The sequence below is a fragment of the Bradyrhizobium sp. AZCC 1678 genome, assembly GCF_036924765.1.
Lineage (GTDB): Bacteria > Pseudomonadota > Alphaproteobacteria > Rhizobiales > Xanthobacteraceae > Bradyrhizobium > Bradyrhizobium algeriense.
The window spans coordinates 1,879,545-1,900,700 of record NZ_JAZHSE010000001.1 but is presented as its reverse complement, the minus strand read 5'-3'; the positions used below and the strand labels follow the sequence as shown (position 1 = coordinate 1,900,700).

21 protein-coding genes are annotated in these 21,156 nt (G+C 63.0%); 8 read left to right on the top strand and 13 right to left on the bottom strand.

Translation table 11 applies throughout. The annotated features are described in order from the left end of the window. Window positions 1–170 precede the first annotated feature (170 nt). Together V1294_RS09065 and V1294_RS09060 are read right to left on the bottom strand one after the other, a co-directional pair. The gene (locus tag V1294_RS09065; RefSeq protein WP_334496480.1) at window positions 171–968 is read right to left on the bottom strand and encodes a lytic murein transglycosylase; all 798 of its coding nucleotides are present in this window, start codon (window positions 966–968) and stop codon (window positions 171–173) included. Window positions 969–1,062: 94 nt separating this feature from the next. After that, window positions 1,063–2,013, bottom strand: a complete 951-nt coding sequence (locus tag V1294_RS09060) for a dienelactone hydrolase family protein (RefSeq protein ID WP_334496478.1) — start codon at window positions 2,011–2,013, stop codon at window positions 1,063–1,065. A gap of 297 nt (window positions 2,014–2,310) precedes the next feature. Here V1294_RS09060 and V1294_RS09055 point away from each other — a divergent pair, with 297 nt between their 5' ends. Both V1294_RS09055 and V1294_RS09050 read left to right on the top strand, forming a co-directional pair. Beyond that, window positions 2,311–3,309 carry a hypothetical protein gene (locus tag V1294_RS09055; RefSeq protein ID WP_334496477.1) on the top strand — a complete coding sequence of 333 codons (999 nt, stop codon included), beginning with the start codon at window positions 2,311–2,313 and terminating at the stop codon, window positions 3,307–3,309. Between the two features lie 7 nt (window positions 3,310–3,316). After that, the gene (locus V1294_RS09050) at window positions 3,317–3,880 is read left to right on the top strand and encodes a hypothetical protein (RefSeq protein ID WP_334496476.1); all 564 of its coding nucleotides are present in this window, start codon (window positions 3,317–3,319) and stop codon (window positions 3,878–3,880) included. Here the strand turns inward: V1294_RS09050 and V1294_RS09045 are convergent. After that, entirely contained in the window at window positions 3,843–4,811 is a 969-nt protein-coding gene (locus V1294_RS09045) for a DUF817 domain-containing protein (RefSeq protein ID WP_334504564.1), read from the bottom strand. The two genes, V1294_RS09050 and V1294_RS09045, sit on opposite strands and share 38 nt — an antisense overlap. A gap of 131 nt (window positions 4,812–4,942) precedes the next feature. Here V1294_RS09045 and V1294_RS09040 point away from each other — a divergent pair, with 131 nt between their 5' ends. Beyond that, window positions 4,943–5,179 (top strand): hypothetical protein, encoded by a 237-nt coding sequence (locus V1294_RS09040; protein ID WP_057849867.1) that lies wholly within the window; start codon window positions 4,943–4,945, stop codon window positions 5,177–5,179. Window positions 5,180–5,359: 180 nt separating this feature from the next. Here V1294_RS09040 and rpoD read toward each other — a convergent pair whose 3' ends face one another. Both rpoD and dnaG read right to left on the bottom strand, forming a co-directional pair. Continuing rightward, window positions 5,360–7,468 carry an RNA polymerase sigma factor RpoD gene (gene rpoD / locus V1294_RS09035; protein WP_334477256.1) on the bottom strand — a complete coding sequence of 703 codons (2,109 nt, stop codon included), beginning with the start codon at window positions 7,466–7,468 and terminating at the stop codon, window positions 5,360–5,362. A 393-nt stretch (window positions 7,469–7,861) separates the two neighbouring features. Next, window positions 7,862–9,871 (bottom strand): DNA primase, encoded by a 2,010-nt coding sequence (gene dnaG, locus V1294_RS09030; protein WP_334496475.1) that lies wholly within the window; start codon window positions 9,869–9,871, stop codon window positions 7,862–7,864. 242 nt (window positions 9,872–10,113) lie between these two features. Between dnaG and V1294_RS09025 the strand changes: the two genes are divergently transcribed. Continuing rightward, on the top strand, window positions 10,114–10,680 hold the full coding sequence (locus V1294_RS09025; RefSeq protein ID WP_334489496.1) for a chlorite dismutase family protein: 567 nt from the start codon (window positions 10,114–10,116) through the stop codon (window positions 10,678–10,680). Window positions 10,681–10,740: 60 nt separating this feature from the next. Here V1294_RS09025 and V1294_RS09020 read toward each other — a convergent pair whose 3' ends face one another. From V1294_RS09020 to V1294_RS09010, 3 genes are all read right to left on the bottom strand, one after another. Continuing rightward, window positions 10,741–11,139, bottom strand: coding sequence for a gamma-glutamylcyclotransferase family protein (locus V1294_RS09020; RefSeq protein ID WP_334496474.1), 399 nt, complete (start codon window positions 11,137–11,139; stop codon window positions 10,741–10,743). Between the two features lie 102 nt (window positions 11,140–11,241). After that, the gene (locus tag V1294_RS09015; RefSeq protein ID WP_334496473.1) at window positions 11,242–12,054 is read right to left on the bottom strand and encodes a transglutaminase-like domain-containing protein; all 813 of its coding nucleotides are present in this window, start codon (window positions 12,052–12,054) and stop codon (window positions 11,242–11,244) included. 2 nt (window positions 12,055–12,056) lie between these two features. Then, a complete protein-coding gene (locus tag V1294_RS09010) occupies window positions 12,057–12,968 on the bottom strand; it encodes a transglutaminase family protein (RefSeq protein WP_334489494.1) in 912 nt (303 codons plus the stop codon). 153 nt (window positions 12,969–13,121) lie between these two features. Between V1294_RS09010 and V1294_RS09005 the strand changes: the two genes are divergently transcribed. Beyond that, complete coding sequence (locus V1294_RS09005; RefSeq protein WP_417021092.1) at window positions 13,122–13,871, top strand: N-formylglutamate amidohydrolase; 750 nt, start codon at window positions 13,122–13,124, stop codon at window positions 13,869–13,871. Here V1294_RS09005 and V1294_RS09000 read toward each other — a convergent pair. The 4 genes from V1294_RS09000 to V1294_RS08985 form a co-directional block, all read right to left on the bottom strand. Beyond that, window positions 13,868–14,845 (bottom strand): DUF3592 domain-containing protein, encoded by a 978-nt coding sequence (locus V1294_RS09000; RefSeq protein WP_334477251.1) that lies wholly within the window; start codon window positions 14,843–14,845, stop codon window positions 13,868–13,870. The genes V1294_RS09005 and V1294_RS09000 overlap by 4 nt on opposite strands. A gap of 67 nt (window positions 14,846–14,912) precedes the next feature. Continuing rightward, on the bottom strand, window positions 14,913–15,530 hold the full coding sequence (locus V1294_RS08995; protein WP_108522592.1) for a LysE family translocator: 618 nt from the start codon (window positions 15,528–15,530) through the stop codon (window positions 14,913–14,915). Window positions 15,531–15,776: 246 nt separating this feature from the next. Further along, the gene (locus V1294_RS08990; protein WP_334496472.1) at window positions 15,777–16,331 is read right to left on the bottom strand and encodes a hypothetical protein; all 555 of its coding nucleotides are present in this window, start codon (window positions 16,329–16,331) and stop codon (window positions 15,777–15,779) included. An 11-nt stretch (window positions 16,332–16,342) separates the two neighbouring features. After that, window positions 16,343–17,788 carry an LVIVD repeat-containing protein gene (locus tag V1294_RS08985; RefSeq protein ID WP_334496471.1) on the bottom strand — a complete coding sequence of 482 codons (1,446 nt, stop codon included), beginning with the start codon at window positions 17,786–17,788 and terminating at the stop codon, window positions 16,343–16,345. 119 nt (window positions 17,789–17,907) lie between these two features. On the opposite strand from V1294_RS08985, the gene V1294_RS08980 reads away from it, so the two are divergent. Genes V1294_RS08980 through V1294_RS08970 form a run of 3 tightly spaced genes read left to right on the top strand, consistent with a single transcriptional unit; the run spans window position 17,908 to window position 19,227 of the window. Further along, a complete protein-coding gene (locus V1294_RS08980; RefSeq protein WP_108522591.1) occupies window positions 17,908–18,222 on the top strand; it encodes an ArsR/SmtB family transcription factor in 315 nt (104 codons plus the stop codon). Next, entirely contained in the window at window positions 18,215–18,688 is a 474-nt protein-coding gene (locus tag V1294_RS08975) for an SRPBCC family protein (protein WP_334496470.1), read from the top strand. Before V1294_RS08980 ends, V1294_RS08975 begins: the two co-directional genes overlap by 8 nt. A 26-nt stretch (window positions 18,689–18,714) precedes the next feature. Beyond that, window positions 18,715–19,227 carry an SRPBCC family protein gene (locus V1294_RS08970; protein ID WP_334504562.1) on the top strand — a complete coding sequence of 171 codons (513 nt, stop codon included), beginning with the start codon at window positions 18,715–18,717 and terminating at the stop codon, window positions 19,225–19,227. 251 nt (window positions 19,228–19,478) lie between these two features. Here V1294_RS08970 and V1294_RS08965 read toward each other — a convergent pair whose 3' ends face one another. Then, on the bottom strand, window positions 19,479–21,089 hold the full coding sequence (locus V1294_RS08965; RefSeq protein ID WP_334496469.1) for an acyl-CoA synthetase: 1,611 nt from the start codon (window positions 21,087–21,089) through the stop codon (window positions 19,479–19,481). Window positions 21,090–21,156: the final 67 nt, after the last annotated feature.

Genomic DNA, 21,156 nt, shown 5'->3' with positions numbered 1-21,156 from the left:
CATGGGAAAACGGCGTGCGAAACCTCGTCGTCCCCGCGCACGCGAGGACCCATACGCCGCGGCCGATGTTGTTAGAGTGGATTGGCTGACGGCTTTGCTTCAACAATTGCCGCCTGTGGTTATGGGTCCCTGCGTTCGCATGCGTTCGCAGGGACGACAGCAGAGACCCCCTACTCCCCGCCGTCGATCTGGCGGCCCATCAGCGCGATCGCTTTCTGATAGACGCCCGCGGCGTTCCAGGCCTGGATGGCGGCAAAATTCGGCTCGCCCGGCTGATAGCCCGCGCCCGTGCGCCAGCCATGGGCTTTCAGAAAGTTCGCGGTCGAGGTCAGCGCGTTGGCCGCGTTTTCGAGATTGCCGGTGCCGTAGGCCAGAATGGCTTTGGGCATGAACTGGGTCTGGCCGACTTCGCCATGCATCGAGCCGCGCTGCGAGGGCGAGAGCGCGCCGCGATCGATCAATTGCAACGCCGCGTAAAGGTGTTCGGTGAAATAGGCCGAGCGCCGGCAGTCATAGGCGAGCGTCGCGATCGAGGCGAGCATGTTCTGGTTGCCGCGCTGGCTGCCGAACCCGGTCTCCATTCCCCAGATCGCGAGCAGCGGACCCGGCGGCACGCCGTAGCGGCTCTGAATGGACGCGAACAGCGCGCCCTGCGATTGCTTGAGCTGCCGCCCCTTCGCGACGATGGTCGTGGCCCCGCGCTTGGCGAGAAACTGATCGAGCGAGAGATTAAAACTGCGCTGGCCGCGATCGGCATTGATGGTCGCTTGCGCGTAGTTCGTCGCCATCAGCGCCTGGATGGTCGGGGCGCTGATGCCCTTGGCGCGGGCTTCGCCGGCGAACTCCTGCTTCCAGGCGAAATAGCCGGCGGACGAGCTGCCGCATTGGGCGGCGTGGACCTGGGGGGACAGGAAGGTGAGTGTGGACAGAGCGACGAAGGCGACCGTCAATTGCTTGCTCGTGTTCATCGGACTTTCCCTGGAAACTGCATAACCGCACTACCCTAGCCGAAACGGCGCGCGATCCAACAACCCTTTGTGCGATCACGCCATGGGAACGCCATCATTTTCCGAATCTTGCCGCGAGGTATGCCGGCACGCGCGCCAGGGCATCCCCGCGGGCTTCCTTGTCCGTGCCGATCACGGGAATGCGGCCGTCGCGTTCGCGATATTGCGGCAGCTCAATGCGCGGCAGGCCGGGGGCGTCGAAAGCGTGCACGGCATTTGCGTAGCTCTTCAGCTCAACCGCATTGCCGCGCGCTTTGGCAGCCGACAGGAACGCCTCGCATGGCCCAAGTTCGGTCCAGACATCGTCTTCGCCGAACAGCACGAGCAGAGGTACATGCGTGGTCCAGCCCTGCGGTGAAACATTGGTAAAGGGTTGCGTTTGGAATTTCTCAGCGCAGGCGCCGGGATAGAACGCGACCGCCGCGGCGAAGTCGCTGGCAAGCCCTGCCGGGCGACCGATGCTCTTGTCGGAGATCGTCAGCAGCACCACACCGCCGCCCTGCGACCAGCCGACCAACGCGATCCGATCCGGACGCACAACGGGTTGCGCCTGCAGATAGCGGAGCGCGGCGTAGGCGTCCTTGGGCCGGTCGCGCCACATGACCTTGCGTGCTTCGCTCGCCGAGCAGGTCTGCCCAAAGCCGCGTGATTTTGCACTGTCGACGACAAGGACGACGTAACCCTGCTGCAGAAACTCGCGCGCCCAGGCGCGATAGAGCGGAAAGAACCGGCCATTCTTGGCCAAGAGCCCCGAGCAGCCATGCATCATCACCACGGCCGGCCGCGGCTCATCGCCGGGCGGACGAAACAAATGTGTGATCAGCGTCGTCTTGCCATCGAGCGAGGGGAAATCCACGTGTGGTAGCTCGACGGGCGCCTCGCGCCTTGCTTCCGCGACGGGCGCTTCGGCCGGCTTGTCTTGGGCGGACACGCTTGCGGCGCTCGCTACAACGGCGAGAGTGGCGGCAAGTCCGACAATCATAAAGGGACGCTTGGCCAAGCTCATCGCTCAATTCCATATGAAAAGTTGTGCGGCGGCTCAATTCTGCCATGCGGGACGGCACAGCGTCAAAGCAGACACAGCCTCGCAATGCCGCCGCGCGTATCCGTGTTTTGTCAGGACCACGCACGCCGGACGGCGTGACGACAAACGCATGGGTAGAACCTGCCGGCCCTTAGCCATCTCGAAAACAGCCATCATCGCGGCTAATCTGAACCGGCTGTTCTGTCGGTCACCTGCGCTACCCGGGCCACGTTGCCTCCCGCCGCTCCCGACGTTTCGGCTTCTCAAAGGACAATGGCTATGACCAGGTCCAGTGGTTTCAAAGTCGGAATCGGAATCGCGATCACCGCGCTCGTGGGAATTCAGAAAGCTGCCGCCCAGGCGCCGCCGCTTTCCCTCGACCCTTCACGACTACTCCGTCTCGGCACCATCGACGCGCGCTTTCAATCGTATAATGTGGAAATGGTCGAGGTCACCGGCGGACGGTTCTGGAAGCCTTACAACCCAAGTGCCTCAGCGCCGTCGGCTCGCGGTGCTGACAACGCCGGGAATATGCCTGCGGGCGGCAATCCCGACCTCTTCGCGTATCGGGAGCCTATCGACCTGTCGAACCGCCGGCTGCGCATATTAGCTGCCGCGCTGGCGCCAGCCTACATGCGCGTCAGCGGCACCTGGGCCAACAGCACCTACTTTGCCGAAAGCGATGAAACGCCCGCCACGCCGCCCGGCGGCTTCAGCGCGGTGCTCAGTCGCGAACGCTGGAAAGGCGTCATCGACTTTGCCCGCGCCGCCAGCGCTGAGATCGTGACGTCGATGGCGACAAGTCCCGGTGCCCGGGACGCAGCAGGTCTATGGCGGAGCGATCAGGCGCGTCGCTTGTTCGCCTATACCAGATCCATCGGCGGCTGGATTGCCGCCGTCGAGTTCATGAATGAGCCGACGCTGGCCGCGATGGGCGGTGCACCGAAAGGGTACGACGCGGCAGCGTACGGGCGGGACTTCAAAGCCTTTGTTGCGTTCATCAGGACGAGCGAACCGGATGTGATGGTTCTGGGCCCCGGTTCGATCGGCGAGACAACAGCATCGCAATCGAGCACCGATTTCATCAGTACGCGGAACCTGCTTGCAGCATCCGGGCCCGGCATCAACGCTTTTTCCTATCATCACTACGGCGCGGGTCTCGCAACGATGCTCGCCGGGTCAAACCACGCCCGAGGCCGCCCTTTCAGAAGCATGGCTGGCGAGCACAGATCGAACATTCGCGTATTACCGATCGCTCAGGGACGAGTTCGCACCTGATAAGCCGATGTGGCTTACCGAAACCGCCGAGGCAGCCTGCGGCGGCAATCCCTGGGCTTCCACGTTCCTCGATACGTTCCGATATCTCGATCAGCTTGGCCGGCTTGCCAAAGCCGGCGTCCAGATGGTCGCGCACAACACGCTGGCCGCAAGCGATTACGGCCTGCTTGACGAAAAGACGTTGCGGCCGCGGCCAAGCTACTGGGCGGCGCTGCTGTGGCGCAGGCTGATGGGCACAATTGTTCTCGACGCCGGCACCCATCATGGGATGCACCTCTACGCGCATTGCCGGCGAGGGGCGCGTGGAGCGGTCACACTGCTCGCCATCAACACGGACCGGACGAACGGTGCAACCTTGCGATTGCCCGTGACCAGCGAGCGTTACACGCTGTCGGCGGATGATCTGCAAGGCGTCGAAGTGAAGCTGAATGGAACGGCTTTGGAGCTCGGTCCGAATGACGAGCTTCCGCAGTTTGCCGCGGTGACATCGCCGCCCGGTTCGGTCGAGATCGGACCGGCCACGATCACTTTCCTCACAGTCGGGGAAGCCAAAAATCCGGCATGCGATTGAATTTCTTCCGGACGGCGATCGTACGCCCGTCCATGCACTTCTCCCGCGGCGCATTGACCAGGCTCACCAGCGTGTAGCTGATGATCAGCAGCAGGAACCAGGAGCCGAACTTGTCGATGGAAACCATCGACCAGCCGTGCCGCTGCGATGGATAGAGCCAGGTTTTGGTGAAGGTGCCGATGTTTTCCGAGAACCAGATGAAGAGCGACACCAAGGCGAACCCGAGCAATAGCGGCATCGAGCGGCTGACATGCCAGACCCTGAAATAGACGCGGGTGCGAAAAAACAGCCAGCCGGCAAGAGCGAACAGCAGCCAGCGCAGGTCCGGCATGAAGTGGTGGCTGAAGAAATTGACGTAGATCGCGACACTGAGCGCGGCCAGGCCGAGACGCCGCGGGTGACCGGAAAACTCCAGATCGAACAGCCGCCACGCGCGGCAGAGATAGCTGCCGATGCAGGCATACATGAAGCCGGAGAACAGCGGCACGCCGGCGATCCGAAAGAAATTCGGCTCCGGGTAGATCCAGGAGCCGACCTGCGTCTTGAAGATCTCCATCACGGTGCCGACGACATGATAGATCAGGATCACCTTCGCCTCGTCCGCTGTCTCCAGTTTCCCCGCGAGCAGCGCGATCTGAACTGTGATCATGCAGAGAAACAGGAAGTCGTAGCGCGGAAGCCACGCGGTCGCCGGATAGAACCACCAGGTTGCGATCATCAGGAAAACGGCGATCCCGCCGAACAGGCAGGCCCAGCCCTGCTTCAGGCCGAAGCGGACGAATTCATAAAGCGCCGACGTCCAGCGGCGCCGGGCCATGAAGCGGCCTAGCCGATGTTCGCCAGCGATGAAGGGGCGCAGCGGCGGCCAGATGGCCGCGGCGCTCGGCTCGAATTTGGGGCTGTCTGGCTGTTGGTCAGGCGGACGATGCATGCCATCGACGGTGGCGGCGGAACGCGGTGCAAAATTGGCAAATATTTGCAGATTCCGCTCAGCCTTTGCGCTGTTCTTGCGCAGCGCAATTTTCTTTGACAGCAACGCCTAGATCGACGAAAAGCCCGCCCATGGCCAAGAAACCCGGGACCAATCCCAAAGGCGAGTTCGCCTTTTTCAACGTCGTCTATGAAGACGATTCCCAGCGCTCCAACCGGCGCGTGCCGTCCGAACTGCTCGGCGGCCTTGACGGCGACGAGCCGGCGCGCGGATACATCATGGAGCAGGACCGCGAGATCGCCGAAAAATCCGGCCGCACGCCGCTGGCGATCAAGAGCATCAGCCGGGTCGGGGCGAAGAAGAAATAGCTCATTGCACTCGGCTCTCTCCGCGTCATTGCGAGGAGCGATAGCGACGAAGCAATCCATGCCTCCGCTTGCCGCGCGATGGATTGCTTCGCTTCGCTCGCAATGACGACGCGAGAGCCAGCCCAAAACAAAAACGGCGGACCAAGGGCCGCCGTTTTCATTTGGATCAGCTATCCGCGATCAGTTATCGAGGAACGACCGCAGCTTCCGCGACCGTGACGGATGCTTCAGCTTGCGCAGCGCCTTCGCCTCGATTTGGCGGATACGTTCGCGGGTCACGCTGAACTGCTGGCCGACTTCTTCCAGTGTGTGGTCGGTATTCATGCCGATGCCGAAGCGCATGCGGAGCACGCGTTCTTCGCGCGGCGTCAGCGAGGCCAGAACCCGCGTGGTGGTTTCGCGCAGGTTGGACTGGATCGCGGCATCGATCGGCAGGATCGCGTTCTTGTCCTCGATGAAATCGCCGAGGTGTGAATCTTCTTCATCACCGACGGGCGTTTCGAGCGAGAGCGGCTCTTTCGCGATCTTGAGGACTTTTCGGACCTTCTCCAGCGGCATGCCGAGCTTTTCGGCGAGCTCTTCGGGGGTCGGCTCGCGGCCGATCTCGTTGAGCATCTGGCGGCTGGTGCGCACGATCTTGTTGATCGTTTCGATCATGTGCACGGGGATGCGGATGGTGCGCGCCTGATCTGCAATCGAGCGCGTGATCGCCTGCCGGATCCACCACGTCGCGTAGGTCGAGAACTTGTAGCCGCGGCGATACTCGAATTTATCAACCGCCTTCATCAACCCGATGTTGCCTTCCTGGATCAGGTCGAGGAACTGCAGGCCGCGGTTGGTGTACTTCTTGGCGATCGAGATCACGAGACGCAGGTTGGCCTCGACCATTTCCTTCTTGGCCTGGCGCGCCTCGCGCTCGCCCTTCTGCACGCCGTGCACGATCTTGCGGAATTCGCCGATCTCAAGACCGGTCAGCGCCGCCAGCGACTGGATCTCGTGGCGCAGATCCTTGATGCGGTCCTTTTCGTGATGGACGAAATTCTTCCAGCCCTTGGCGGAAAGCTTCGAGACACGGTTGAGCCAGCGCGGATCGAGCTCCGAGCCTTGATAGTTGCGCAAAAAGTCCTCGCGCGCGACGCCGTGGCTGTCACCCAGACGAAGCAGGCGGCCCTCGAACGAGACCAGTTTCTTGTTGATGTCGTAGAGCTGCTCGACGAGGGAATCGATGCGCGCTTGGTTGAGCCGCAGCGACTTCACCTCGACGATGATCTCATCCTTCAGCTTCTTGTACTTGCGCTCCTGCGAGGGCGAGAGCGACTCGCTCTGAAGCTGGTTGGCGATATCCTGTTCCTGAAGACGGCGCAGCTTTTTGTATTCGGAGGCAATCTTGTCGAACGTCTCGACCACCTTCGGCTTCAGCTCGGCCTCGATGGCGGCGAGCGACATCTGGTTTTCGAACTCGTCGTCATCCATGTCGCCTTCGGCGGCAGCTTCCGCCGGATCCTTCTCCTCGGTGTCCGCACCAGGCGCGGGCGCGGCGCGGAACGGCGTCGCCGACGGCGGAGCGGCGGGCGGAGCGACATGCGCGGGCGCAGCCTCGCCATTGGCGGCCTGGCCGTCGGCAGGCGCGGCGATCATCGCCGGGTTCATGTTGTTCTTGGCGTCGGGGCCGGCGTAAGTGGCTTCGAGATCGATGATGTCGCGGAGGAAGATCTTTCCTTCGTTGAGTTCATCGCGCCAGATGATGATGGCCTGGAAGGTCAGCGGGCTTTCACAAAGCCCTGCGATCATCGCCTCGCGGCCGGCCTCGATGCGTTTGGCGATCGCGATTTCGCCTTCGCGCGACAGCAATTCCACCGTGCCCATCTCGCGCAGATACATGCGGACGGGATCGTCGGTGCGCTCGCCGGGCTCGGATTTCTTGACCTCGGTGACGGCCTTCTGCGTGACCTCGACAAGCTCGTTGTCGGTGTCGTCGTCGGCCTCTTCCTTTTCCTCGTCGGCGTCGGCCTCTTCGGCTTCCGACACGTTGATGCCCATGTCCGAGAGCATCGACATGATGTCCTCGATCTGTTCGGGCGACGTGGTGTCGGAGGGCAGCACTTCGTTGAGCTGATCGAAGGTCACGAAGCCGCGCTTCTTGGCCTGCTTGATCATCTTCTTGACCGCGGCATCCGAGAGGTCAAGCAACGGCGACGGCGCGTCGGGGCTATCCTTCTCAGGGGCGTCCGCTGCCTTGTCGTCTTTTTCCTTGTCCTTAACCTGCAGCGTCTTTGCCTTGGTGGCCATTCATCAAGCTCCCGAAACGCGCTCGTGCGGAATGGCGTGCAGCGCCATCCGCCTCTGAATTACTGAAGTCGTCGGGATGTCTTTTGTTCGAAAAGCCAACCCGCTAGATCCTTAGCTCTTTACGCGTGATCGATTCGGAAAACCGGATAGCCACTTTTCCGGATCACGCTCGTGCCCCTGAGTATTCCGCATGCACGACGCGGAAAGGGCGGCGCAGACGTCGCCACCCCTTTCACCCGCCATCGTCGGTGTTATGCCAATAGCCCTCGGACGTCTTTGCTTTTAGTAACCCTCGGACTATTAAGCTTCGCTTAACCCTGTTTTTGCCGCCAAACCATGGATTTGGCGAGTCTTTTTGCGGGCACGGCCGCCGCCGTCCGCATCATTTTTTTATCACACGCTCTTCCGGAACCGGCCCGAAAGCTCGCCAAAACCCTCGATCAGGGCTTCCGTGCCGTCGAGCGACTCCAGCCGGGCGCTCACGTCCTTCAGCCATGCCATGTTGGCGTCCGTGGGCTCATCACCCAGCGCCAGCTCGGCATCTTTCTTCTCCCTAAGTAGGGCGTGCGTTTTCTGATGCAAGACAACGAGTTGCTGCCAGGTGGCCAAAACATCCTCCCGCGCCGCGCCGGGCTTGGTGCCCCACACGGCCGAGGTCGTGATCGCCCGCTCAACCCTTTGAAGAACCTCGTTTAATCCGCGCGCCTCGAGATCGGCCCGCATTTTCTCGGCCTGCTCCTCGACATCGGGGGAATGGTGATGGTCGTTGGCGAAGGCCGCGATAATGCCGGCGCGCAACTTATTTGCCTCGGGATGGGCCAGTTCCAGGGCGGCCACTTCCTCCAGATGGTCGTGCAGCAGCCAGGGGTGGTTAATCAGGGATTGCAGGATCAGTGCCTCACGGCGGGACATCGCGCTGCGCTGGCCGCGCATGATCGGGCTGGTCGCGAGTTGGGGGCTGGCCGCCTGGTAGGGGCCCGAGGCGATCGCGGGGCTTGTGCCCGCCCCCGGTCCGCGCCCACCCCGGGAGGCGAATCGGCCGGTTTGGCCTGCTCCGCGCGGGGCAAACGCGCGGGGTGATTCGCCCTGCCCGGTCCGGAAATTACCCCGGCCATAGCCGCCGCCCCCACCTTGCGGCGCAAAGGCGCGCCGCAGGCGATCGGCGAGATCGTCGCGATAATGGCGACGCACCACCTCATCGCGGATGCCCTTGGAGAGCTCGTTGATGCGTGCCTCCAGCGCGGCGCGCCGCTCAGGCGTAGCAAAGCTGCCGCCCTCGATCTCGCGCGACCAGAGCATGTCGACGAGCGGACGCGCGGCTGAAATCACTTCCTCGATCGCGACGCGGCCGCCGGAGCGCGCGAGGTCGTCAGGATCCTGCCCTTCGGGCAGCAGCGCAAAGCGCAGGCTCTTTCCCGGCAGCAGCGCAGGCAGCGCCAGATCGGCGGCGCGATACGCCGCCTTCTGGCCGGCGCGGTCGCCGTCGAAACAGAGGATCGGCTCGTCCGCCATCTTCCACAGCAGCGCGAGCTGGTTTTCCGTCAAAGCCGTGCCAAGCGGCGCCACCGCGCCAGCAAAGCCCGCGGTGACCATGGCGATGACGTCGACATAGCCTTCCACCACGATCAGCGGCGTGCCGTTATGCGTCGCCTGCCGCGCGGTCGAGAGGTTGTAGAGATTGTCGCCCTTGTGAAACAGTGGCGTTTCCGGCGAGTTCAAATATTTTGCCGGCACGTCCTTTTCCAGCGCGCGGCCGCCAAAGGCGATGACGCGGCCTCTGGAATCCGTGATCGGAAACATCACGCGATCCCTGAACCGATCGAACGGAACGGGCTTGTCCTCGCCCGCCACGAGCAGCCCGGCTTCCACCATGTCCTCGGTCGAAAGGCCCTGCGCGCCGAGATGCTCCTTCAGCGCGAAGCGATCCGGTGGCGCATAACCCAAGCGAAACTGCAGCTGCGTCGCCGGCGAAATGCCGCGGTCGCCGAGATAGCCGCGCGCCTTGGCGCCGTTGCGCGAGGCCAGCGTGTCGGCAAAGAATTTGGCGGCGAGTTCCATCACGTCGTGCAGCGTCTTGCGGCGCTGCTCGTGCCGCGCGGCATCCGGCGTCGCCGCCGGCAGCGCCATGCCGGCCATGGAAGCCAGCCGCTCGACGGCTTCCGTGAAGCCGACGCCCTCGGTCTCCATCAAAAACGAGATGATGTCGCCGTGCTTGCCGGAGGAGAAGTCGTGGTAAAAGCCCTTCTGGTCGTTGACCGTGAACGAGGGCGACTTTTCCTGCTGGAACGGCGACAGCCCCTTAAACTCCCTCCCTGCCTTCTTGAGCTTGACGCGGCGGCCCACGACTTCCGAGACCGGAAGCCGGGCGCGCAGCTCTTCGAGGAATTGGGGCGTGAAGCGCATGGATCAGGTAGCTGCCAGAGTCGTGGGGCCGTGCCAACCGATTAGCGATACAGGGACCGGTCGACGAAATACGAAGATTGGCGGGTTTCTCGCCACTATTCACAGCCGGGAAGCGGCAAAATCTCTCCTCGCCATGCCACCGCCTGCAAAAAAACGTGGATGCCCGGGTCAAGCCCGGGTATGACGGCGGAGTGCGGCACACGCCGCTTGAATCCCCACCGGTTCCGCGCTTCCATACCCGCATGTTCACGGTGTTCCGGGGTGGCAAGAGCGGGGCGTGGCGGGTGACGCGGTTCGCGCCGGTGAAGGGCGCGTCGCTTTCGCCGACGCCATCGCTGTCGGTCGTGCATTCGCTGTCGATCGCGCTGCCGATGCTGCCCTCGGCAACTTCGTGGCGGCTGGCCGGGGTCGCCAGCCATCTGCGCTATACCGAGCGTGACGAAAAGAAACGGCTTGATGCCGTACAAGCCGAGATCGGCCGCCCGGAGGCAACCTATGCCGCGCTGATCCCGATCAAGAAATCGGCGACGTGGTGGGAGCTGACGCAGGAGGAGCGGCGGCAGATTTTTGAAGACCGATCGCACCACATTGCGGCGAGCCTGAAATACCTGCCGGCGATCGCCCGCCAGCTCTATCACAGCCGCGATCTCGGCGAGACCTTCGACTTCCTGACCTGGTTCGAATACGCGCCCGCCGATGCGGATGCGTTCGAGGAACTGGTCCGCACGCTGCGCGCCACCGAGGAATGGCGCTATGTCGAGCGCGAGGTGGATATCCGCGTGGAGCGTGAGCGGCTGGACGCGGGCTAGAGTTTTTGTTTTGACGCGTTTTCTTGACGCGAACCGGTATCCACTTCGCTTGAAAACGCTTTAGTTCTCCAGAAATTTCCCCGAGGCGATCTGCGGCAGGCCGGTGACCGGCCAGTTGTAGATATAGGTCCACGCCTCGCCGGCCGCGCCGTCTTCGTGCGTCACCTGCAGCATCCGCCTGACATACTCAGTCGGTTCCGGAAAGCCGGCGCCGCAGGCCTCATACATGTCGAACTCGCCGAGCAGCGCGTCGCGGTCGCGCAGGCGATACAGTTCGCCGAACACGATGTCGGCGGGATCGTCCGAGAGTACCAGCCCCGGATAATGCTTGATGAGGTAGAGCCGGCCGCGGCAGGTGGCACCGCCCAGAAAATCCGCGCTGCGCGACAGAAGCTGCGCCATCGGATGGTCGAAGCCGCGCATCAGCGTGCCGTAGACGAAGAGACGATCTGAAATCATGGGCTTTCTATGTCATTGCGAGCGAAGCGAAGCAATCCATAGGGCCGCGCGCCGAGACATGGATTGCTTCGCTTCGCTCGCAATGACGGATGCGGCGGGGACCTACGCCGGCACCACCTCGTCGCTAATGACAAGAAACTTCACCAGATCCATCCGCCCGAAACTCGTGGTCAACGCGACATCGGCGGCATCGCGGCCGGTGCCCATCAGGATGCGGCCGGCCCTGGGGGCGTTGTGGCGCGCGTCAAAAGTGTACCACTGGCCGGAGAGATAGGCCTGGAACCAACCCGAAAAGTCCATCGGCGCGGGATCGCGGGGCACGCCGATGTCGCCGAGATAGCCGGTGCAGTAGCGGGCAGGGATATTCATGCAGCGGCAGAAGGTCAGCGCCAGATGCGCAAAGTCGCGGCAGACGCCGGCGCGCTCGGCGTAGACGTCGTGCGCCGACTTCATGTGATGCGCATGCTCGTAGCCGAAGCTGACATGGCTGTGCACGAAATCGACGATCGCCTGCACCCGCGCCCACCCCTGCGGCGTGTTGGCGAACAGCGACCAGGCGATATCGGTGAGCTTGTCGGTCTCGCAATAGCGGCTCGGCATCAGATATTGCAGCACGTCGTCCGGCAACTGATCGATCGGCAATTGCTGCGCGGTCGGCACCACCGCATCAGGCAGGCCGGAATCGCGGACCAGCGCATCGCCCCGCAGCGTCACGCCGCCGGCGGGCGCGACGAGGCGGCCGCAGACATTGCCAAAGCCGTCGCGGTAGAAGCCGATCGACACGTCAGGCCCGGCTGTGATCCGCTCGGTGCCGACGATGTCGGCAAAGCGCGACGGATGGATCGAGAGCATGATCACCATCGGCGTCGGTTGGGCGGCCGCATAGGAAATCTCGAAGCCGACCTTGATCTCCATGATCAGACTTCCTCCGCCTGCGGCGCTTCGCGTTGCTCGTCGCCTTCTGAGACGACGTCGATATGCACCTCCATGCCGGCGAAGGCATCGGGGGAGCCGAGATAGCTGCCGTGCAGCGGGATCGCCTGACGCGGATCGCGCGCCACCGCCACCCGAATGAGATCGCGGGTGCCGACGATGCCGTTGGTCGGATCGAACTCGATCCACCCCGCGCTCGGCAGATAGACCTGCACCCACGCATGGGTCGAGCCGCCGCCGACATAGCCATGCGCGCGATCGCCGGGAATGAAGACATAGCCGGAGACGAAACGCGCGGCGATGCCGAGCCGGCGCAGCGCCTCGATCATGAACAGCGCATAGTCGCGGCAGGTGCCCGAGCCGGTCTGCAGCGTGTCGAGCGGATGCTGGGTGCCCTGCTCGTGGCGCTTGCGATAGGTAAAGGCCTCGCGGATGCCATGCGTCATGCCGCTCAGGATCTTGAAGGTCGGCGTCGGTCCCTCGGCGTCGAGAAATTTCCGCGCCCAGGCCGACAGTTCGCCATGGGGATCGCCATATTGCGGCGTGACGAACTGCAGCAGGTCCGGAAACTCCTCGTCGTCATAGAGGAAGGGATAGAAATAGGCGGGATCGTCCGGTGTCAGCGCGAACTCTTCCGCCGGATTGTGCTCGACGGTGGCGGTCGCCGTGAACGACAGAGTGTCGGCGCGCTCATCGAAGGTCGCGATCGCCACGGAATTGCCGAACACGTCGTGGATCCAGCGCAGCTGCATCGGCTTCGGTTCGATCTTGAGGTGGCTTGCGCGTATCCGCAAATCATGGCCCGGCAGCGGGCGCAGCATGATGCGGTGCTCGCCGAACGCAACCGGACGGGCGTAGCGATAAACGGTCTTGTGGTTGATGGTCAGGAGCGGCATCGTCAAACAATCATCGATTCTGGTACGACTAATCTAGGCCGAATCCTGCTCAATTGTAGATCGGGGTGCCGATTCGATAGGCACTGCTTTAAGGAAAACGCTTTGGACGCCGCCGCCACAACCCTACTTCTCAGCTCCGAAGATGTTCCCCCAGTGCACGAATTCAACGCCGCGGGACGGTCGCCGTTCCTGTTGACGTGCGACCATTACGGAAGGCTGATCCCGCGCGTGCTCGGCGATCTCGGCCTGCCCGAAAGCGAACTGGTGCGCCATATCGCCTGGGACATCGGCATTGCCGGCGTCGCGGAGGCGCTCTCGAAGCATCTCGATGCCCATCTGATCGTGCAGCGCTACTCGCGGCTCGTCATCGACTGCAACCGCCCGCCCGATGTCGCAAGCTCGATCCCGCGCATCAGCGAGGCCACGACGATTTCAGGTAACGAGGGCATTTCGCGCGAGGCGGCCGAGATGCGGCGCGCGCAGGTCTTCGATCCCTATCACCGACGCATCGACGAGATCATCGACCAGCGCGGCAGCGCCGGCATGCCGACGGTATTGGTGTCGCTGCACAGTTTTACGCCCGTCTATGCCGGCATCGCGCGGCCCTGGCATATCGGCACGCTCTATCACCGCGACACGCATCTGCCGCCCCTGCTGTTAAAGCTGTTGCGCGCCGAGGGCGATCTCGTGGTCGGCGACAACGAGCCCTATGCGGTCAGCGACGAGACCGACTACACCATCCCCGTGCACGGCGAGGCGCGCGGGTTGATGAATACGGGGATCGAGATCCGCCAGGATTTGATTGGCGATCCTGCCGGGGAGAAGGCGTGGGCGGAACGGCTGGCGCGGATTCTGGGTGAGATCGAGCCAATGCTGCGCGCGCAGCAATTGCTGTCCGCCTAGCCGTGGAAAGCCACATAATACGCGACGCCCCAGATAAACGTGACGGACGCCCAGAGTATCCAGATGTGGCTAGCACGGGGCTCCAGCACGGCTTCCGACGGATTAAGCGGATTGACGTAAACTTTGACTTTGGCGCCGTTGGGATATTTTCGGGCGAAGCGCTCCACCAGGCCCCTCGATGTCGACGAGACCTTGCCGCCGAGGCTGGCGTGCTGGCTGACATAATCGATCGCGTTGAAGCGATACGCGAAGGAGACCTTGGACTGGAATGTGAGCTGGCTGCGTTCGGTGGGCTCCGACGGCGCGGACATGAATTGTTCAAGGCCCGATGACTTGATGGTGCCGGGCACGACCGGCCATTTCCTCGCTAGCGAAGCCTGGCGGTGCAGCGCCAGCCCGAACAGTGCAATCAGAAATCCGAACGCGCTCATGGCGACGACAAACGGCGACACTTTGGGATTCGCGAGATGCTTCGATGCGAATTCGGTCAACTGATGCAGGCCGATCGCCGAACCGAACACGATCGCCAGCACGATTGCCGTGCCGATGCCGAGGCAGCCCCACATGCCCTTCGGCAGGTCGCGCTCCAGCACCGCCTGGTCCGGATGCCGCGGGTTGTAATAGACGGTGACGACGGCGCCGGCCGGATATTTGGCGATAGTTTCGGCAACCTGGAAATTTCCAAGGTCCTCGCCGATGCTGACGCGGTTGTTGCGCAGCTTCCTCCCCGCGACCGAATATTCGTAGACGATGTCGGCGAAGTTGCGCTCCTCGAAGCGATGCCCCTCCTCCCGCTCGCTGTCGATCACCTTGACCTTGCGCACCTCGGCCTTCGAGACCACCACCTTGCCCGCAGTCGAGGGCCATTCGCGCGCAGCACGCACCTGCAGCGACTTATAGGTGGCGGCGGCGAGGAGCAGCCCAAGCGGGGCAAGCAGCATCGCATAGACGAACCACGGCAGATCGGGCAGCACGGCTTGTTCCCCAGAGGCGGCTCGCAGTTAGACGCGCTGCCGCCGCCGCGGGTTCAACGATTGCCGGTTACTTCGCCCGCGTCAGCGCCAGCCAGATGCCGCCGCCGATCATGAAGCCGCCGGAGATGCGCGACAGCAGCCGCGTGCGCTGCTTGGAGAAAAACAATCGCGCCCGGCCGGCCAACAGCGCGTAGACCGCGTCGGTCGATGCGGCGATCACCATAAAGGTGATGCCGAGCAGCGCCACCTGCGGCAAGTGATCCTTCTCCATGTCCATGAACTGCGGAATGAACGCGCCAAAGAATACCAGCACCTTGGGGTTAGAGAGCAGCACCAGAAAGCCCTGCAGGAAGAACCCGCCCCGCGGCGGCGGTGGCGGTTCGTCGGCGTTGACGCCTTCGACCGGCGAACGGATCAGCTTGATGCCGAGCCAGATCAGGTAGGCGGCGCCTGCAAAGCGCACCCAGTCGAACCAGTAGCCCATGGTCGCCATCAGCGAGGTCAGGCCGACGGCAACGATGCCGATCACGATGGCGAGGCCGGTTTGCGCGCCGGCGCAATTGATCAGCGCCGCGCGGGTGCCGTGCCGCAGGCCGTTGGCGATCAGCAGCGTCACCACCGGACCCGGCAGCAGCGCCAGCGCGATGCAGGCGGCGACAAAGGCGAGATAGGCTTGAAGGGACATGGGGGAACTCCGGTGGGCGAGCGATTTGGTCATTATGCATGTGAGGCTGGCAGATGGAAGGCGCGCGTGCTCGTTGCTCCCTCGCCCCGTTCTTTACGGGGTCGAGACGAGCGAAGCTCGCTCTTAGAGGGTCGGGGTGAGGGGCTCTCTCCACTAACGAACCCCATCGATGGACCTGTACCCCCTCACCCGGATTGCTTCGCAATCCGACCTCTCCCCGCAGGCGGGGCGAGGTTAAGAGAAGAGCTACCGCCCTTCCATCGCAACCGTCATCCAGCGCGTCATTTCGCTGGTCGCCAGAAACGCCAGTGCCGCGCGCCGCATCCCGGGCTCATCACCCCGGCCGCGCGCAACCGCGACAAGGAGATCGCAGCGGCGCGAGACCGCAACGCCGATCGCGGCGTGCCGCAAACCGCCGGACAGTTTGAGGTCATAGGCCCTGATCCGCCCCTGCATATCGGCAAGCCGGACCATTTGGCCCGGCGCCAGCGGTGCAAAATGCTCGCTCAGCAGATCGAGATCGGCGACGCTATCGACCTCATCATCGTCGGCGACGCCACGGTCGCAATTGCAGAAACCCATCTTCGGCCGCACGAAAAGCTCCACCTCGCCGCCGCACGCAGCCGCGCCGCAGCGGAAGGCCTTGCCGGCGGGCCAGCCGTCGCGGGGAAACGGCCAGGCGATCTCCTGCCACTCACCTTTCTGTTCGTGATGGCGCAGCCCCGCATGCTGGTAGGCCGCGGCGCCCGACAGCGCACCGAGCACTACAATGGCTGACGCAATGACCGGCCAGCGACGCATCGCTCGCATCCTCACTGAATGCCGGCGACAGCGCGCGCCGGCCCGGTCAGTTCCAGAATGTGCAGGCCGGTATTGGCGCGATCGACAATGTAGATGTAGCCGCGCTCGTCGGTTTCGACATTGTTGGTCTGGATCGCGACCTTGCAGCGATCCTTGCCGTCGATCTTGACGCAGCGCTTGTCGGTCGCCGCCGTGATCGACGGAATGAAATAGCCGACCTCGGTGGGATGATAGGGATCGCGAATGTCGAGCGCCCGCACGCCCGCATTGAAGAAGGATATAAACGCCATCTTCTTGTAGAAGACCGGCGCCATGCTCTCGTTGGAGGAATGCGCGCCGAACCGCCCGCCCCGTTCGCAGAACGCCCCGCTCGCCTCCGGCACCGTGTAACTCGAGATCATCATCGGCCGGTTCTCGACCGTGATATCGGCAAACCACACCATCTGCCGCGGCTCGTTGCATTCGTTCAAAATCGCCTCATCGACGATCATCACGATGTCGCGGGTCTTGCCGTCCTTGTCGCGCGTGAATTCCGCAATCGGCATGCCCGGCATCGGAAACACCGTGTGCGCGCCATTGAAAGCCGACATTGCCAGCCGCGCAATTTCCGGCGAACGCAGATTGTCCAGCGTCGGCTCCTTGGGGCCGCCCAGCAGTTTCTCGCGATCGACGATCTGCAGGATGCCGCCCTTGTTGGTACCGTAACCGAAATAGACCCGGTTGCCGGAAGGACCCGTCGAGACCGGTCCGTGCAGTTCGGTCGGCACTGCGCCGGTCGAGCCGGGCTCCTGGCCGGGAAGGCCGAAATCACGGATCTTCTGCGGATGCGCGGGATCGGAGAGATCGTAGACCTGCGTCATGCGGCGCGTGCGCCAGTCCGGTGCGCCTGATACCAGGAAGGCAATGCCGGTGTCGCATTCCCACCAGTTCTTGTGCGTGTCCTTTAATCCGGCAATCCGCGTGATCAGCACGGGGTTGGCGGGATCGGCGACGCTCCATATCTCATGCGCCTCGCCGCCAAAGGTCCGCAGCATGTAGACCGCGTTGCGGTCGCCCTTCGGCAGCGCCTTGCCGTCACAGATCCGCACCATCTGCGCGCCGCCGGCTTCATACTTGCCTTCCTGGCCCGGGAGGTGACGCAGATATTTCGGCTGCGAGGGATTGGTGACGTCGACGATCGAGGTGCCGTTCGGCTCGGCCTTGCCGGTCTGCAGATTGACCGGCGCCGGGATATCGTCGCTGCCGCCGTGATGGCCGATATAGGCGATCCAGCGGTCGCCTTGATGATGGATGGTCGGCTGATAGGCGCTGCGCGCCTGCAGGTCGCTGGTTCCAACCAGCTTCATGTTGAGGGCTTCGGGCGGCGCGCCGACCACTTGTTGCTGCGCGCAAGCGATGCCTGGGCCTGCGAGAAAAAGGATCGAGAACGAGGCTGCGAGTTTAAGGCGATCGCTCATGTTCCACCCCACTGTTCAAGGCCAATCTGCGCTGGCTGAGCGCACGGTAACACAGGTGGTGGGCCGCGCCCAAAACACGCCCTTGACATGCAACCTTTTGGTTGCCTATTATCCGAACCATGGATGAGGTCTTCAAGGCGCTTGCCGATGCGTCGCGGCGCTCGCTGCTGGACAGGCTTCACGCCAAAAACGGACAGACGCTGAACGAACTCTGCGACGGCCTCGCCATGACGCGGCAGGCGGTCACAAAACACCTTGGGATTCTGGAAGCGGCCAGCCTCGTCACCACGCTCAGGCATGGCCGCGAGAAGCTGCACTACCTCAATCCGGTTCCGATCCATCAGATCGGCGAACGCTGGATCAGGAAATTCGAGCGCGGGAAACTTGGCGCCCTCAGCGAGTTGAAACGAAAGTTGGAGAAGCGTGATGAGTAAGCCGGAATTCGTCTACGTGACGTACATCGAGACCACGCCCGAGGCATTGTGGGATGCGCTGACCAAAAGCGAGTTCTCAAAGCGCTATTGGTTTGGCACCGAAGTGAAGTCGGACTGGAAGGTCGGTTCGCCTTTTGCGCTGGTCACTGACGGCAAGACCACCGATACCGGCAAGATCCTCGAAGCGGATCGCCCGCGGCGCCTGTCCTACACGTTCAAACATGAGCTGAACGAGACCATGCGCGAGGAGCCCGCGACGAAGGTCGCGTTCACGATCGAACCCTATGGCAGTCTCGTGAAGCTTACGGTGACCCATGAAGGTTTTGTCGAGGGCAGCAAGCTGGTTGGCGCCATCTCAACGGGATGGCCGGCGATCCTGTCCGGCCTGAAGAGTATGCTTGAGACCGGAAAGCCACTTGCGATCCCGCGCGCGGCGCTCGGCAAGGAAGAATTCACCCGGTCATGAAGATCTATCGAAGGACCAGACCTGACATGAAGATCGAGCAGTTCAAGCCAGCGATCGTCTACACGATCTACATCGCTTCCACGCCGGAGAAGGTGTGGGAGGCGCTGACCAGCGCCGAGTTCAGCCGGCAGTATTTTTCCGGCCATGCGGTCGAGGTCGATCAGAGGATCGGCGGCGCCTTCATCATGCGAACGCCGGACGGCGCCTTGCATATTTCGGGTGAGGTGATCGAGTGCGAACCGCCAAGGAAGCTCACCGTTACCTTCAACGTCAACTGGCCGGCGCTGGTGGAAAAACTCGGGCCGACGCTCGTCACTTACGAGATCGAGCAGGCGGGCGACGCCGTGAAGCTGACGATGCTGCAGTCGCACGACCGCGACATCAGCGACGACATCCTGTCCGGCGGCCGCACCGGCTGGCCCGCGATCCTCTCCAGCCTGAAGAGCCTGCTGGAGACCGGCAACGCACTGACGATCCAGATGCAGCCGCCGGAACGGATGCTGGCCGCGTTGAAGGAAATGGGCATCGGGACGCCGTAGGGAGCTGACCTCCCCTCTTCCAATCATCACCAGTGCACGACATGCGTGCTATTGACGACGATTCATGGTAACCTTCCAGCTATGGCGAAACAGAAGAACGTTGCAAAAGGTGCAAAGTCTGGCCGGTTCGTGCTCGGAAATGATCGCTTTGCCAAGATCAGCGAAATCGAGGGTATCAAGCTCACGCCGGCAATGAAGAAGCGTGCGTTCGCAGGGACGGTGAGAGTTTGCGACGACACTAAGCGGTGCCCCTACCCCAGCGCCCGCAATTCGCGCCGCAGCACCTTGCCGGTCGCCGTCATCGGCAGCGTGTCCGCGAACTGCACGAAGCGCGGGTATTCGTGGGCGGCGAGCTGCACCTTGACGAACTCCTGAATCTCGCGCGCCAGTTCGTCGCTCGCCGCAAAGCCCGGACGCAGCACGATCCACGCCTTGATCGACTCGGTGCGGATCGGATCGGGAATGCCGACTACCGCCGACATCGCCACCGCCGGATGCTTCATCAGCGTGTGCTCGATCTCGGAGGGACCAACGCGATAGCCGGCGCTCGTGATGACGTCGTCCTCGCGGCTGACGTACCAGAAATAGCCGTCCGCATCCTGCACGCCGAGATCGCCGGTCAGGAGAAACTCGCCAGCATATTTCTTCGCGGTCGCTTCCGGGTTCTTCCAATATTCGATCATGGTGCACGGGCACGGCTGGCGCACGCCGATGACGCCGCGCTCACCGCGCGGCAATTCCTCGCCCTTGTCGTTGACGATACGCACATCGAAGCCAGGCGTCGCCCTGCCCATCGAGCCGGGCCGAAGCGGAAACAGATTCGAATTGCTGCCGATCACGAGGTTGCACTCGGTCTGGCCGAACACTTCATGCGCATCGATGCCAAACGTTTCGCGCACCCACCCGAGCAGCTCGCCGCCGAGCGATTCGCCGCCGGTGAAGATGCTGCGCAGCTTCACGCCGGGATTTTTCACGCCGGCCTGCCGCATCAGTTTCAGCGCGGTCGGCGGCAGGAACGTGTTGCGGATGGAAAGTTCCGCCATCATCGCCATCGCCGCCTGCGGCTCGAATTTGCGCGCGCGATGGCCGACCAGCGGAATGCCGTGATACCAGAACGCCAGCAGGGCGTTGATCAGCCCGCCGATCCAGGCCCAGTCGGCCGGCGTCCACATCAGGTCGCCGGGGCGGGGCAGGAAGTTGTGGCACATCTCGACATTCGGCAGATGGCCGAGCACCACGCGATGGGCGTGCAGCGCGCCCTTGGGATTTCCTGTGGTGCCCGAGGTGTAGATGATCAGGGCGGGATCATCGCGAGAGGTGTCGACGGTCGTAAAATCCGACGATGCCGCCTTCAGGGAAGACCAGAACGGTTTCGTCCCGGCGGGCGCGCGATCGCCGATCACGTAGATATTGTTGAGCGCCGGAAGACGGTCGCGGATTTTCTTGAGCTTCTCCCAGCCGCTCTGGTCGGTAACGATCGCCTTGGCCTCGGAATTCGACAGGCGGAATTCGAGCGCATCCTCGCCGAACAGCGCAAACAGCGGGATCGAGATCATGCCTGAACGAAATGCCGCGAGATGGGCGATCGGCAATTCCAGCGATTGCGACAGGAACACCGCGACGCGGTCGCCGCGCGACAGGCCGTCAGCCTTCAGCACATTGGCAAAACGGCGCGAGGCCTCTGCGACCTCGTCGAACGAGGTGCGTGTGGTCGCGCCGTCCTCATCGACGTAGATCAGCGCCAGACGGTCAGTGCCATCCGCATAGCGGTCGCAGCACGCGGTCGCCATGTTGAAGCGCTCGGGAATGTCCCAGCGGAAGTTGCGGTAGAGCTCGTCGTAGGTTGAGGCTTCGGTGAGCATGGCGTTTGTTATTTCCGTCCCTCGTCATGGTCGGGCTTGTCCCGGCCATCCACGTTCTTGTTTGCTT

Bases quoted from the DNA above. Each gene is read 5' to 3' on its own strand.
- V1294_RS08995 (WP_108522592.1), bottom strand. From the start codon at position 15,530: ATGTCCCTTCAAGCCTATCTCGCCTTTGTCGCCGCCTGCATCGCGCTG.
- V1294_RS08965 (WP_334496469.1), bottom strand. From the start codon at position 21,089: ATGCTCACCGAAGCCTCAACCTACGACGAGCTCTACCGCAACTTCCGC.
- V1294_RS09060 (WP_334496478.1), bottom strand. From the start codon at position 2,013: ATGAGCTTGGCCAAGCGTCCCTTTATGATTGTCGGACTTGCCGCCACT.
- V1294_RS09045 (WP_334504564.1), bottom strand. From the start codon at position 4,811: ATGCATCGTCCGCCTGACCAACAGCCAGACAGCCCCAAATTCGAGCCG.
- V1294_RS09020 (WP_334496474.1), bottom strand. From the start codon at position 11,139: ATGATTTCAGATCGTCTCTTCGTCTACGGCACGCTGATGCGCGGCTTC.
- V1294_RS08985 (WP_334496471.1), bottom strand. From the start codon at position 17,788: ATGAGCGATCGCCTTAAACTCGCAGCCTCGTTCTCGATCCTTTTTCTC.
- V1294_RS09015 (WP_334496473.1), bottom strand. From the start codon at position 12,054: ATGGAGATCAAGGTCGGCTTCGAGATTTCCTATGCGGCCGCCCAACCG.
- rpoD (WP_334477256.1), bottom strand. From the start codon at position 7,468: ATGGCCACCAAGGCAAAGACGCTGCAGGTTAAGGACAAGGAAAAAGAC.
- V1294_RS08980 (WP_108522591.1), top strand. From the start codon at position 17,908: ATGGATGAGGTCTTCAAGGCGCTTGCCGATGCGTCGCGGCGCTCGCTG.
- V1294_RS08990 (WP_334496472.1), bottom strand. From the start codon at position 16,331: ATGCGTCGCTGGCCGGTCATTGCGTCAGCCATTGTAGTGCTCGGTGCG.
- dnaG (WP_334496475.1), bottom strand. From the start codon at position 9,871: ATGCGCTTCACGCCCCAATTCCTCGAAGAGCTGCGCGCCCGGCTTCCG.
- V1294_RS09010 (WP_334489494.1), bottom strand. From the start codon at position 12,968: ATGCCGCTCCTGACCATCAACCACAAGACCGTTTATCGCTACGCCCGT.
- V1294_RS08975 (WP_334496470.1), top strand. From the start codon at position 18,215: ATGAGTAAGCCGGAATTCGTCTACGTGACGTACATCGAGACCACGCCC.
- V1294_RS08970 (WP_334504562.1), top strand. From the start codon at position 18,715: ATGAAGATCGAGCAGTTCAAGCCAGCGATCGTCTACACGATCTACATC.
- V1294_RS09025 (WP_334489496.1), top strand. From the start codon at position 10,114: ATGTTCACGGTGTTCCGGGGTGGCAAGAGCGGGGCGTGGCGGGTGACG.
- V1294_RS09040 (WP_057849867.1), top strand. From the start codon at position 4,943: ATGGCCAAGAAACCCGGGACCAATCCCAAAGGCGAGTTCGCCTTTTTC.
- V1294_RS09050 (WP_334496476.1), top strand. From the start codon at position 3,317: ATGTGGCTTACCGAAACCGCCGAGGCAGCCTGCGGCGGCAATCCCTGG.
- V1294_RS09065 (WP_334496480.1), bottom strand. From the start codon at position 968: ATGAACACGAGCAAGCAATTGACGGTCGCCTTCGTCGCTCTGTCCACA.
- V1294_RS09055 (WP_334496477.1), top strand. From the start codon at position 2,311: ATGACCAGGTCCAGTGGTTTCAAAGTCGGAATCGGAATCGCGATCACC.